The organism is Pseudomonas sp. RL_5y_Pfl2_69 (assembly GCF_963970465.1).
Classification (GTDB): domain Bacteria; phylum Pseudomonadota; class Gammaproteobacteria; order Pseudomonadales; family Pseudomonadaceae; genus Aquipseudomonas.
This window is the reverse complement of record NZ_CAXAOU010000005.1, coordinates 354,794-367,983: the sequence shown is the minus strand read 5'-3', so window position 1 is coordinate 367,983 and position 13,190 is coordinate 354,794. Positions and strand designations below refer to the sequence as shown.

General features: G+C 59.0%; 10 protein-coding genes. All 10 read left to right on the top strand.

The genetic code is table 11. The features are described 5' to 3' along the window. Positions 1 to 800 (top strand): urocanate hydratase (hutU, locus tag AACY07_RS11790; protein ID WP_339474944.1); only part of this gene is annotated, 800 nt, incomplete at its 5' end. A gap of 157 nt (positions 801 to 957) precedes the next feature. Beyond that, the gene (gene hutH / locus AACY07_RS11785) at positions 958 to 2,490 is read left to right on the top strand and encodes a histidine ammonia-lyase (protein WP_133079155.1); all 1,533 of its coding nucleotides are present in this window, start codon (positions 958 to 960) and stop codon (positions 2,488 to 2,490) included. A 75-nt stretch (positions 2,491 to 2,565) separates the two neighbouring features. Next, positions 2,566 to 3,969 carry an amino acid permease gene (locus AACY07_RS11780; protein ID WP_219262193.1) on the top strand — a complete coding sequence of 468 codons (1,404 nt, stop codon included), beginning with the start codon at positions 2,566 to 2,568 and terminating at the stop codon, positions 3,967 to 3,969. Between the two features lie 27 nt (positions 3,970 to 3,996). Beyond that, positions 3,997 to 5,202: an imidazolonepropionase gene (gene hutI / locus AACY07_RS11775; protein ID WP_339474942.1), complete on the top strand. Its 1,206-nt coding sequence runs from the start codon at positions 3,997 to 3,999 to the stop codon at positions 5,200 to 5,202. Positions 5,203 to 5,213: 11 nt separating this feature from the next. Next, the gene (gene hutG, locus AACY07_RS11770) at positions 5,214 to 6,020 is read left to right on the top strand and encodes an N-formylglutamate deformylase (RefSeq protein ID WP_339474941.1); all 807 of its coding nucleotides are present in this window, start codon (positions 5,214 to 5,216) and stop codon (positions 6,018 to 6,020) included. A 210-nt stretch (positions 6,021 to 6,230) separates the two neighbouring features. Beyond that, positions 6,231 to 7,202: a prolyl aminopeptidase gene (pip, locus tag AACY07_RS11765; RefSeq protein ID WP_133076781.1), complete on the top strand. Its 972-nt coding sequence runs from the start codon at positions 6,231 to 6,233 to the stop codon at positions 7,200 to 7,202. Beyond that, the gene (dtd, locus tag AACY07_RS11760) at positions 7,199 to 7,636 is read left to right on the top strand and encodes a D-aminoacyl-tRNA deacylase (RefSeq protein ID WP_339474940.1); all 438 of its coding nucleotides are present in this window, start codon (positions 7,199 to 7,201) and stop codon (positions 7,634 to 7,636) included. Before pip ends, dtd begins: the two co-directional genes overlap by 4 nt. Positions 7,637 to 7,867: 231 nt before the next feature. Then, positions 7,868 to 9,559 (top strand): glucan biosynthesis protein G, encoded by a 1,692-nt coding sequence (locus tag AACY07_RS11755; protein ID WP_339474939.1) that lies wholly within the window; start codon positions 7,868 to 7,870, stop codon positions 9,557 to 9,559. Further along, on the top strand, positions 9,552 to 12,104 hold the full coding sequence (gene mdoH / locus AACY07_RS11750; RefSeq protein ID WP_133076778.1) for a glucans biosynthesis glucosyltransferase MdoH: 2,553 nt from the start codon (positions 9,552 to 9,554) through the stop codon (positions 12,102 to 12,104). Before AACY07_RS11755 ends, mdoH begins: the two co-directional genes overlap by 8 nt. Positions 12,105 to 12,384: 280 nt before the next feature. Next, positions 12,385 to 13,182, top strand: a complete 798-nt coding sequence (locus AACY07_RS11745; RefSeq protein ID WP_133076777.1) for a transporter substrate-binding domain-containing protein — start codon at positions 12,385 to 12,387, stop codon at positions 13,180 to 13,182. Positions 13,183 to 13,190: the final 8 nt, after the last annotated feature.

The following is a 13,190-nucleotide window of genomic DNA, read 5'->3' as shown; positions in this document are numbered from 1 at the left end:
CGGCAGCCGTGGTCAAAGCCGCCAAAGCCTCGATGGGCGAGCACGTTGAAGCCATGCTGGCCTTCCAGAAAGCGGGCGTGCCGACCTTCGACTACGGCAACAACATTCGTCAGATGGCCAAAGAAGTAGGCGTAGAAAACGCCTTCGACTTCCCTGGTTTTGTACCGGCTTATATCCGCCCATTGTTCTGCCGTGGTGTAGGCCCGTTCCGCTGGGTCGCGCTGTCGGGCGATGCCGAAGACATCTACAAAACCGACGCCAAGGTCAAGGAACTGATCGCTGACGACGCCCACCTGCACAACTGGCTGGACATGGCTCGCGAGCGCATCAGCTTCCAGGGTCTGCCGGCACGTATCTGCTGGGTTGGTCTGGGCCAGCGCGCCAAGCTGGGCCTGGCGTTCAACGAAATGGTGCGCAGTGGCGAGCTGAAAGCCCCGATCGTGATCGGCCGCGACCATCTGGACTCCGGTTCGGTATCGAGCCCGAACCGTGAAACCGAGTCGATGAAAGATGGATCGGACGCCGTGTCCGACTGGCCATTGCTCAACGCCCTGTTGAACACCGCGAGCGGCGCGACCTGGGTTTCGCTGCACCACGGTGGTGGCGTGGGCATGGGCTTCTCCCAGCATTCGGGGATGGTGATCGTGTGTGACGGTACCGACGAAGCGGCTGAGCGTATCGCCCGTGTACTGCACAACGACCCGGCAACCGGCGTGATGCGTCACGCAGATGCGGGCTACGACATCGCCATCGACTGTGCAAACGAGCAGGGCCTGAACCTGCCGATGATCAACGGCTGACCCACGGGCACGAATCCTGTGGGAGCGGGCTTGCTCGCGATGCAGACGCCTCGGTGCTTCAGGCAGTACGAGGTGATGCAATCGCGGGCAAGCCCGGCTCCCACAAGGTTACGAACAATTTCTATAATTTCGGTTACACGCGTGAAGGAGTATTAACGTGCTTGAGTTAAACCTGATCCCCGGCCAACTGAGCCTTGCCCAACTGCGTGACATCTATCAGCAGCCAGTCACCCTGAGCCTGGACGAAAGTGCGTCGGCGCAGATCGATGCCAGTGTGGCGTGCGTTGAGCAGATCCTTGCCGAGAACCGCACCACGTACGGCATCAACACCGGTTTCGGTTTGTTGGCTTCGACCAAAATTGCCAGCGAAGACCTGGAAAACCTCCAGCGCTCCTTGGTGCTGTCCCACGCAGCCGGTATCGGCGAGCCAATCAGCGATGATCTGGTACGCCTGATCATGGTGCTCAAGGTCAACAGCCTGAGCCGTGGTTTCTCCGGGATTCGTCGCGTGGTGATCGATGCGTTGATCGCGCTGATCAATGCCGAGGTTTACCCGCACATTCCACTTAAAGGTTCGGTAGGCGCATCGGGCGACCTGGCACCGTTGGCGCATATGTCGCTGGTGCTGCTGGGCGAAGGCAAGGCCCGTTACAAGGGTGAGTGGCTGGATGCCGTCACTGCCTTGAAACAAGCCGGTCTTGAGCCGCTGACCCTGGCTGCCAAAGAAGGCCTGGCCCTGCTCAACGGCACTCAAGTGTCGACGGCCTATGCCTTGCGCGGTCTGTTTGAAGGCGAAGACCTGTTTGCTGCCGCGATGGCCTGTGGCGGCCTGACCGTTGAAGCCGTTCTGGGTTCGCGCTCGCCGTTCGATCCACGCATTCATGCTGCCCGCGGTCAACGCGGTCAGATCGACGCCGCTGCCATTTACCGCGACCTGCTGGGCGCGAGCAGCGAAGTGTCCGAGTCGCACAAGAACTGCGACAAGGTACAAGACCCGTACTCCCTGCGTTGCCAGCCGCAAGTGATGGGTGCCTGCCTGACCCAGTTCCGCCAGGCCGCCGAAGTGCTGGGCATTGAAGCCAACGCAGTGTCGGATAACCCGCTGGTATTCGCCGAGCAGGGCGACGTGATCTCCGGTGGCAACTTCCACGCCGAGCCGGTTGCAATGGCTGCTGACAACATGGCGCTGGCGATTGCAGAAATCGGTTCGCTGAGCGAGCGTCGCATCTCGTTGATGATGGACAAGCACATGTCGCAATTGCCGCCGTTCCTGGTGGCCAATGGTGGCGTGAACTCCGGCTTCATGATCGCTCAGGTAACGGCTGCGGCCCTGGCCAGCGAGAACAAGGCGTTGTCCCACCCACACAGCGTTGACAGCATTCCGACCTCGGCCAACCAGGAAGACCACGTATCGATGGCCCCCTCTGCTGGCAAGCGTCTGTGGGAAATGGCCGAAAACGTCCGTGGCGTACTGGCGATCGAGTGGCTGGCCGCGTGCCAGGGTCTGGATCTGCGTGATGGCCTGAAAACCTCGGCCAAGCTTGAAGTCGCTCGCACCACCCTGCGCAGCAAGGTCGCTCATTATGAGAAAGACCGCTTCTTCGCACCGGATATCGAAGTTGCCATGCAACTGCTGGCAACCCGTTGCCTGAACGATCTGCTGCCTGCTCACGTTCTGCCAAGCCTGTAACCCCAAAAAACGCAGAGGGTCTTATCGACCCTCTGCGTCTCTGTTTTCGCCGACAAAAATAATCAAGGACGCGAAATGCAAAACCAGACTCAAGGTTTGAAACGCGGGCTATCCGCTCGCCACATCCGTTTTATGGCGCTGGGTTCAGCGATCGGAACGGGTCTTTTTTATGGTTCAGCCGCTGCCATCCAAATGGCTGGGCCTGCTGTGCTGCTGGCGTACCTGATTGGTGGCGCCGCGGTGTTCATGGTGATGCGTGCACTGGGCGAAATGGCCGTGCATAACCCGGTATCCGGCTCGTTTGGCCAATATGCCAGCACCTACCTGGGCCCCATGTCCGGCTTTATCCTGGGCTGGACCTATGCCTTCGAGATGATCATCGTGTGTCTGGCCGATGTCACCGCCTTCGGCATTTACATGGGCTTCTGGTTCCCGGAAGTCGCGCGCTGGATCTGGGTGCTGGGCATCGTGCTGCTGATCGGCGGCTTGAACCTGTGCAGCGTCAAAGTCTTTGGCGAAATGGAGTTCTGGTTGTCGCTGCTTAAAGTTGCCGCGATCGTGGCCATGATCCTGGCCGGTTTCGGCATCATGCTGTTTGGCATCGGTACGTCTGGCAGCACGGATGCCGTGGCTACCGGCATCAGCAACCTGTGGTCCTTCGGCGGCTTCATGCCTAATGGCGTGGGCGGTTTGATTGCTTCGTTTGCCGTGGTGATGTTTGCCTTCGGCGGTATTGAAATCATCGGCATCACTGCCGGCGAAGCCAAAGATCCGCAGCGTGTGATTCCCAAAGCGATCAACGCGGTGCCGCTGCGCATTCTGCTGTTCTATGTACTGACCCTGTTTGTGTTGATGGCGATCTACCCTTGGACCCAGATCGGCAGCCAGGGCAGCCCGTTTGTGCAGATCTTTGACAGCCTGGGCATCAGCTCGGCGGCCACCATTCTGAATATCGTGGTGATTTCGGCGGCGGTATCGGCCATCAACAGCGACATCTTCGGCGCGGGCCGCATGATGTACGGCCTGGCCCAGCAAGGGCAGGCGCCTAAAGGCTTTGCAAAAATCTCCCGCCATGGCGTGCCGTGGATGACCGTACTGGTAATGGGCGCTACGTTGTTGGGCGGTGTGGTGCTCAACTACCTGATCCCGGAAAACATCTTCCTGGTCATCGCCTCGATTGCCACCTTCGCCACGGTCTGGGTGTGGTTGATGATTCTGGTGACCCAAGTGGCCATGCGCCGCTCCATGACCCGTGAGCAAGTAGCCGAACTCAAGTTCCCGGTACCGTTCTGGCCGTATGCGCCAATGGCTGCTATCGCATTCATGGTGTTTATCTTCGGCGTACTGGGTTACTTCCCTGAGACCCAGGCGGCACTGATGGTTGGCGCGGTCTGGATTGTATTCCTGGTGGTGGCTTATCTATTGTGGGTAAAGCCGGCAGCAGGTCGGGCGATTGAAGTGGCTCCCGAGCTTTCCTGAGTTTTTGATCATTGACGGAGTGACGCAATGAAAACCCTTTGGCAACACTGCAATGTCGCAACCATGGCCAATGGCACGTACTCGATCATCGAGGATGCCGCCATTGTCACCCGTGATGGCTACATTGAGTGGATTGGTCCGCGTCTGCAGTTGCCGACGGGCGAGTATGGTCAAACCCACGGCCTGGAAGGGGCGTGGGTGACGCCGGGGCTGATCGATTGCCATACGCATACGGTGTTTGGCGGTAATCGCAGCGGCGAATTCGAGCAGCGCTTGCAGGGCGTGAGCTATGCAGAAATCGCCGCTGCCGGGGGCGGTATTGCCAGCACCGTGCGTGCGACCCGAGCCGCCAGCGAAGATGAATTGTTCGCCAGTGCCCGTCAGCGTTTGCTGTGTTTGCTGCGCGATGGCGTCACCAGCGTCGAGATCAAGTCCGGTTACGGCCTGAGCCTTGAAAGCGAGCGCAAAATTTTGCGGGTGATCCGTCGTCTGGGCGAAGCGTTGCCGGTCACGGTGCGTAGCACCTGCCTGGCGGCCCATGCCTTACCGCCGGAGTACAAGGACCGTGCCGACGACTATATCGAGCATATCTGCAACGAGATGCTGCCCGCGTTGGCCGCCGAAGGGCTGATAGACGCGGTGGATGCGTTCTGCGAATACCTGGCGTTTTCGCCCGCCCAGGTTGAGCGGGTATTCACAGTGGCGCAGCAATTGGGCTTGCCGGTCAAATTGCATGCCGAGCAGTTGTCCTCATTGCATGGCTCAAGCCTTGCGGCGCGCTACCAGGCGTTGTCGGCGGACCATCTGGAATTCATGACCGAAGAAGACGCCATTGCCATGGCCGCCTCCGGCACCGTGGCCGTGCTCTTGCCCGGTGCGTTTTACTTCTTGCGTGAAACCCAGTTGCCGCCGATGGACGCTCTGCGCAAGCACGGAGTGAAAATCGCCATCGCCAGCGACCTCAACCCCGGTACGTCCCCTGGCTTGTCGTTGCGCCTGATGCTGAACATGGCCTGCACCTTGTTCCGCATGACCCCCGAAGAAGCCCTGGCTGGCGTCACCCAGCATGCCGCGACGGCATTGGGCATGGGCGAGACCCACGGTTCGCTTGAACCCGGCAAAGTGGCTGACTTTGTTGCCTGGAACATTGATCGTCCGGCAGACCTGGCCTACTGGCTGGGCGGTGATCTGGACAAACGCGTCGTGCGCAGCGGCGTTGACGTAACGCTTTAGGAGAAAAGCTTGTGGACAAGGTTCTGACATTCAAACAAGGCCGTGTGCCATTGCTGATCAGCATGCCCCATGCAGGCTTGAAGCTGACACCTGCGGTCAAGGCCGGGCTGATCCCCGAAGCGCAAAGCCTGCCGGACACCGACTGGCATATCCCGCGGCTCTATGAGTTTGCCGCCGAACTGGGTGCCAGCACCCTGGCGGCGGAGTATTCGCGCTTTGTGATCGACCTCAATCGCCCGCAGGACGATGCGCCGATGTATGTAGGTGCGACCACCGGGCTGTTCCCGGCCACGCTGTTCGACGGTGTGCCATTGTTTCGCGAAGGGCAGGTGCCGTCTGCCGAAGAGCGTGCAACGTATCTGGAGCAGATCTGGAAACCTTACCACCTGACCCTGGAGCAGGAACTCAAGCGCCTCAAGGACGAGTTTGGCTATGCGCTGCTGTTTGATGCGCACTCCATCCGTTCTTGCGTACCGCACCTGTTTGACGGGCGCTTGCCGGACTTCAATCTGGGCACTTTCAATGGCGCCAGTTGCGATCCGACCCTGGCCCGCGACCTTGAAGCCATTTGTGCCGAGCATCCGGCCTACAGCCACATCTTGAACGGACGCTTCAAGGGCGGTCATATCACTCGCCACTACGGCAGTCCGGCGGACAACATCCATGCCGTGCAGCTGGAACTGGCCCAGTGCACTTATATGGAGGAGTTCGAGCCGTTCAACTATCGCGAAGACCTTGCGGCACCGACCCAGGTGGTGCTCAAGCAGTTGCTGGCGCGGATTATCGAGTGGGGCCAGCAGCGATACTCCAAGGGCTGAGTCGAGTTATGTGGGAGCGGGCTTGCTCGCGATGCCAGCGCCGCGGTCTGTCAGTGAGGCTGCGTCGATGCCATCGCGAGCAAGCCCGCTCCTACAGGGTTTAAGCAACAGCCCGATATTCAACCACAGTGTTTTTAAGGGCATGCTCATTGCACCCAATCGGGTTTATGATGCCAGAGGCAACATTATCCCGACCTCCCGGAGTGCGTAATGCAGACCTTGTTCCCGCAGATCAAACCCTACGCCCGGCATGAACTGGCAGTCGATGGCCCGCATGTGCTTTACGTTGACGAGAGCGGTTCGCCAGACGGCCTGCCAGTGGTGTTTGTCCACGGTGGACCGGGTTCGGGCTGCGATGCCAACAGCCGCTGCTACTTCGATCCGGGCCTGTACCGCATCATTACCTTTGATCAGCGCGGTTGCGGGCGTTCAACCCCCCACGCCAGTCTGGACAGCAACACGACGTGGGACCTGGTTGCCGACATGGAACGGATCCGCCTGTTCCTGGGCATCGACAAGTGGGTGCTGTTTGGTGGCTCGTGGGGCTCGACCCTGTCACTGGCGTACGCGCAAAGCCATCCGGACAAGGTGCACGGGCTGATTCTGCGCGGGATCTTTCTGGCTCGTCCTCAAGAAATCGAATGGTTCTATCAGGCAGGTGCCAGCCGGATATTCCCGGACTACTGGCAGGAATACATAGCGCCAATCCCGCCGGATGAGCGTCATGACCTGATGAGTGCCTTTCATAAGCGCCTGACAGGCAATGACCAGATTGCCCAGATGCACGTGGCCAAGGCCTGGTCGACCTGGGAAGGCCGTGCGGCGACCTTGCGGCCAAACCCGCAAGTGGTCGAGCGCTTCTGTGACCCGCACCGGGCACTGTCCATTGCCCGCATCGAATGCCACTACTTTATGAACAATGCGTTCCTGGAGCCCAATCAGCTGCTGCGTGACATGTACAAGATTGCCCATCTGCCGGCGGTCATCGTGCATGGTCGCTACGACATGATTTGCCCGCTGGATAACGCCTGGGAGCTGCATCAGGCCTGGCCGGGCAGTGAGCTGCAGATCATTCGTGAAGCCGGACACGTCGCTTCCGAACCCGGGATTACCGATGCATTGGTACGCGCCACCGAGCAAATGGCCCGCAGCCTGCTCAACTTGCAACCGGACGAAGCATGAGGGGGTTGTTGCAGCGTGTCAGTGGGGCGCGGGTTGAGGTCGCGGGGGAGATAGTCGGCTCGATCGACCAGGGTTTGCTGGTGCTGGTCGCCGTCGAACCCGGTGATACCGAGGCAAGCGCCGCCAAGTTGTTGCACAAGCTCCTCAACTACCGGGTGTTCAGCGATGCCGAAGGCAAAATGAACCTTTCGCTGGCAGATATTGGCGGTGGTTTGCTGCTGGTATCGCAATTTACCCTGGCGGCAGACACCAAAAGTGGCCTGCGCCCCGGCTTCTCCACGGCGGCCCCTCCTGCGTTGGCCGAGGCGTTGTTCAATCATCTGCTGAGTGAGGCCAGACGTCTTCACCCGACAGTAGAATCAGGTCGTTTTGGGGCCGATATGCAGGTGCATTTGGTCAATGATGGCCCTGTGACATTTCTGTTACAAATCTAAAACCCTTAAAAACCGCGTTTTCGTCTGAAAACAGGCGGTTTTAGCGAGAAATACTTGCTGACAGTAGATGCGTTGTCACGCGGGCTACTAGATAATCCTGCGCTACACAGAGACTAATCCGACGCGTCTGGGGAATCATTCATTCCTTTGACGGTCGGAACAGTGCTCGCCAACCTGGCATTTAGATCGCTGGCCGTTGGTTTCATCATCTGTTTTCGGCGAGGTTTGCTCGTGATTGTTAGTCCATTTAATGCACCAAAAATGTCTGCCAAGCGGTTACGCAACGCACTGGTGACGGGCTCTGCGCTCTTTTGCTTGTTCGGTGCGGGTCAACTGTGGGCATTCAGTCTGGATGACGTGGCGGCTGAGGCTAAAACCCTCGCCGAACAGAAATACCAAGCGCCACGCAGCAATTTGCCAAAAGAGTTCCGCGACATGAAGTTCGCGGACTACCAGAAGATTCAATTCAACCGTGACAAGGCCCAGTGGGCGGGCGATAAAACCCCGTTCAAATTGTCCTTCTATCACCAGGGCATGCATTTCGACACGCCGGTGAAAATCAACGAAGTGACGGCCACCACGGTTGAAGAAATCAAGTACGACGCCAGTCGTTTCGATTTCGGTGATGTCCAGTTTGATCCAAAAGCTACCGAGAACCTCGGTTGGGCGGGTTTCCGCGTGCTGTATCCGATCAACAAGGCGGATAAGCAGGACGAAATCATGACCATGCTCGGCGCGAGTTACTTCCGCGTTGTGGGCAAGGACCAGATCTACGGCCTGTCGGCCCGTGGTATGGCGATCGACACTGCATTGCCGTCGGGTGAAGAGTTCCCGCGTTTCACCGAGTTCTGGATCGAAAAACCCAAGCCTAACGACAAGCACCTGGTGATCTTCGCCTTGCTGGACTCGCCACGGGCTACCGGTGCTTACCGCTTTACCCTGCGCCCTGGTGTTGACACCGTCGTGGACGTCAAAGCGCAAATGTTCCTGCGTGACAAGGTTGGCAAGCTGGGCATCGCTCCGCTGACCAGCATGTTCCTGTTCGGCGCTAACCAGCCGTCCAAAGTCCTGAACTACCGTCGCGAGTTGCACGACTCGTCGGGTCTGGCCATTCATGCCGGCAACGGCGAGTGGATCTGGCGTCCGCTGAACAACCCGAAACACTTGTCCGTCAGCAACTTCTCGGTTGAAAACCCGCGCGGCTTTGGTTTGCTGCAACGTGGCCGTGACTTCAGCCACTACGAAGACCTGGACGACAACTATGACAAGCGCCCAAGCGCCTGGATCGAACCGCAGGGTGACTGGGGCAAAGGCTCCGTTGACCTGGTAGAAATTCCGACCGCCGATGAAACCAACGACAACATCGTTGCGTTCTGGAGCCCGGAAACACTGCCAGAGCCGCTCAAGCCGTTTGATTTCGCTTACCGCATGCACTGGACCCTGGACGAAGCTGCCCTGCATCCAACGGATAGCGCCTGGGTCAAACAAACCCTGCGCTCGACCGGCGACGTCAAGCAATCGAACCTGATCCGTCAGCCAGACGGCAGCGTTGCGTATCTGGTGGACTTCGAAGGCCCGTCGCTCAAGGCCTTGCCAGAAAACACCCCGGTACGCAGTCAGGTCAGTGTCGGTGACAACGCCGAACTGGTTGAGAACAACGTGCGTTACAACCCTGAAACCAAGGGCTGGCGCTTGACGCTGCGGATGAAAATCAAGGATCCGAGCAAGTCCACAGAGATGCGCGCAGCGCTGGTTCAGGACATCGAGCAAGCCCCTGTGGCCAAGGCACACGAGAAGAAAGATCACGCGGCCAAGGACGCCAAGGCCCCAGCGGCCCAAGCGCCTGCAGCCACTCCAGAACCGGTGAAGACTGAAAAAGTGTTGACCGAGACCTGGAGCTACCAGTTGCCAGCCGATGAGTAATGCTCAGCCCCAGCCAGCCTCGCTCAGCGAGTACCTGGCGCATCTGCCACTGAGCGATGAGCAGCGCGCGGACCTTGCGAGCTGCACCTCGTTCGCCGAGTTGCATGCGCGTCTGTCCACGCAGGCCGATGTCGATGCTACTGAGGCCGCTCAGGCCTCGGTAGGCACGCGTCTGAACCTGACGTCGGCCGCGGAGCTTGAGGAAGCAGAAATGCTCGCCCTCGATGCCAGCGGCCGGGTGATGCTCAAGGCCACGCCGCCGATTCGTCGCACCAAGGTGGTGCCCGAGCCGTGGCGCACCAACATTCTGGTCCGTGGCTGGCGGCGCCTGACCGGTCGCAGCAATCCGCCTGCGCCGAAAATCGACGAGCGTGTATTACCCCATGCCCGCTGGCGTACGGTGGGTTCGATCCGCCGTTACATCCTGCTGGTCTTGATGCTGGGTCAGACCATCGTTGCTGGCTGGTATATGAAAGGCATCATGCCGTACCAGGGCTGGGCGTTTGTCGACCTTGAAGAGGTGTTGCACCAGCCGTTGATGCAAACGGCGCAACAAGTGCTGCCGTATGCCTTGCAGACCAGCATCCTGATTCTGTTCGGGATTTTGTTTTGCTGGGTATCGGCGGGTTTCTGGACGGCCTTAATGGGCTTTCTGGAGCTGCTGACCGGCCACGACAAATACCGTATTTCCGGCAAAAGCGCCGGGAATGAGGCAATCCCCGAGCAGGCACGTACTGCGCTGGTGATGCCGATCTGCAACGAAGATGTCACCCGTGTTTTTGCAGGTTTGCGCGCCACCTACGAGTCGGTTGCCGCGACCGGCGATCTGGATCGCTTCGACTTCTTTATCCTCAGTGACAGCAACGATCCAGACATCTGTGTTGCCGAGCAACAGGCCTGGCTGGATGTGTGCCGCGAAACAGAAGGCTTCGGGCGGATTTTCTATCGCCGTCGTCGCCGTCGTGTGAAGCGCAAGAGCGGCAACCTCGACGACTTCTGCCGTCGCTGGGGCGGTGATTACAGGTACATGGTGGTGCTCGACGCGGACAGCGTGATGAGCGGTGAATGCCTGACCAGCCTGGTGCGCTTGATGGAAGCCACGCCAGACGCCGGGATCATCCAGACCGCGCCGCGAGCATCGGGCATGGACACCTTGTATGCGCGCATGCAGCAATTTGCGACGCGGGTGTACGGACCCCTGTTCACTGCCGGTCTGCACTTCTGGCAGTTGGGTGAATCCCACTACTGGGGCCACAACGCAATCATCCGCATGAAGCCGTTTATCGAACACTGTGCTTTGGCGCCGTTGCCGGGTAAAGGTGCTTTTGCGGGCGCGATCCTGTCTCACGACTTTGTTGAAGCCGCGCTGATGCGCCGTGCCGGTTGGGGCGTGTGGATTGCCTACGACTTGCCGGGCAGCTATGAAGAACTGCCGCCCAACCTGCTTGACGAACTCAAGCGTGACCGTCGCTGGTGCCACGGCAACCTGATGAACTTCCGCCTGTTCCTGGTCAAGGGCATGCACCCGGTTCACCGTGCGGTGTTCCTCACGGGCGTGATGTCTTACCTGTCTGCGCCGTTGTGGTTCTTCTTTCTGTTGCTGTCGACCGCCTTGCTGGCAGTCAACACGCTGATGGAACCGCAGTACTTCATGGAACCGCGCCAGTTGTATCCGCTGTGGCCACAATGGCACCCGGATAAAGCCGTGGCGCTGTTCTCGACTACGATCGTGCTGTTGTTCCTGCCTAAACTGCTGAGCATCATCCTGATCTGGGCCAAGGGCGCGAAAGAGTTTGGTGGCAAGTTCAAGGTCACGCTGTCGATGCTGCTGGAGATGCTGTTCTCGATGCTGCTGGCACCTGTGCGCATGATCTTCCACACCCGCTTTGTACTGGCCGCGTTCCTGGGCTGGGCGGCGACCTGGAATTCGCCACAGCGTGACGACGACTCCACGCCGTGGAGCGAAGCGGTGCGCCGTCATGGTCCGCAAACCCTGCTGGGTGCGGCCTGGGCTGCGTTGGTGTTGTGGTTGAACCCGAGCTTTTTGTGGTGGCTGGTGCCGATTGTCGGTTCGCTGATGTTGTCGATTCCGGTGTCGGTGATCTCCAGCCGGGTCAAGCTGGGCCTCAAGACTCGCGATGAAAGCCTGTTCCTGATTCCTGAGGAATACGCACCGCCCCGTGAATTGTCGGCCACAGCCGAATACACCCACGAAAACCGCTACCACGCACTGCATGACGGTTTTGTGCGGGCCGTGGTTGATCCACAGCAGAACGCACTGGCCTGTGCCCTTGCGACGTCGCGTCACCGTGAGGCCGAGCCGATTGAATGGCTGCGTACTGAACGTGTGCGTCACGCACTCAAGGTGGGTCCTCAGGGTGTCAGCGACAAAGAGCGCATGGAGCTCTTGAGCGACCCTGTAGCCCTTGCCCGCTTGCACGCGCTGGTGTGGAACGAAGGTCACGAAGGCTGGCTGAACGCCTGGCGTGAGTCGGTTGCCGCTGACCCTCACGCACCGTTGTTGCCGCTACAGCCTGCTGCCTGATCTCTCGCATGCAACCCGCTACCCCTTGTGGGAGCGGGCTTGCTCGCGATGGCCTCACCCCGTAATACCTGTTGCACCGCGTTGCCTGCATCGCGAGCAAGCCCGCTCCCACGGGAACGGCATCCCACGCCCGTCGTGCTTTTCTCTCGCAAAACTCGTCTCATAACCCTCAGTGAGTTAGCATCCGTTTTCGAATGGGTGAGTGCCCGGCTGTATTGGCTTTTTGAATCGAGCCTGCCGTTGGCCAACGCCTTAATTGAGTAGGTGAGGGGGAGTTGTGATGAAGAAGTTTGTGTCGAAACTGCTGTGCGGTGTGACTGCATTACTGGCGATCAGCGCAGCCCATGCAGGCGCAATTGATGACGCGGTCAAACGCGGCACTCTGAAGGTGGGCATGGACCCAACCTACATGCCATTTGAAATGACCAACAAACGCGGCCAGATCATTGGTTTTGAAGTTGACCTGCTCAAAGCGATGGCCAAGGCCATGGGTGTGAAGCTGGAGCTGGTTTCCACCGGTTATGACGGCATCATCCCGGCGTTGATGACCAACAAGTTCGACATGATTGGCAGCGGCATGACCCTGACCCAGGAACGCAACCTGCGCCTGAACTTCAGCGAACCCTTCATCGTAGTGGGCCAGACCGTGCTCATTCGCAAAGAGCTGGAAGACAAGGTCAAATCTTACAAAGACCTCAACGACCCGCAATATCGCCTGACGTCCAAGATTGGCACCACGGGTGAAATCGTTGCTCGCAAACTGATGTCAAAAGCCCAGTACCACGGCTACGACAACGAGCCTGAAGGTGTTCTGGACGTCGTCAACGGCAAGGCTGATGCCTTTATCTACGACGCCCCATACAACGTTGTAGCGGTTAACAAGTTCGGTAACGGCAAGCTGGTGTTCCTCGACAAGCCGTTCACCTACGAGCCTTTGGCCTTTGGTCTGAAGAAAGGCGACTACGACAGCATCAACTTCATCAACAACTTCCTGCACCAGATCCACGAAGACGGCACTTACGATCGCATCCATGACAAGTGGTTCAAAGACACCGCCTGGCTCAAAGACATGGAATAAGCGCTGAT

Excerpts from the sequence above, each read along its gene's own strand:
- AACY07_RS11780 (WP_219262193.1), top strand. The coding sequence starts at position 2,566 with ATGCAAAACCAGACTCAAGGTTTGAAACGCGGGCTATCCGCTCGCCAC.
- hutI (WP_339474942.1), top strand. The coding sequence starts at position 3,997 with ATGAAAACCCTTTGGCAACACTGCAATGTCGCAACCATGGCCAATGGC.
- pip (WP_133076781.1), top strand. The coding sequence starts at position 6,231 with ATGCAGACCTTGTTCCCGCAGATCAAACCCTACGCCCGGCATGAACTG.
- dtd (WP_339474940.1), top strand. The coding sequence starts at position 7,199 with ATGAGGGGGTTGTTGCAGCGTGTCAGTGGGGCGCGGGTTGAGGTCGCG.
- mdoH (WP_133076778.1), top strand. The coding sequence starts at position 9,552 with ATGAGTAATGCTCAGCCCCAGCCAGCCTCGCTCAGCGAGTACCTGGCG.
- AACY07_RS11745 (WP_133076777.1), top strand. The coding sequence starts at position 12,385 with ATGAAGAAGTTTGTGTCGAAACTGCTGTGCGGTGTGACTGCATTACTG.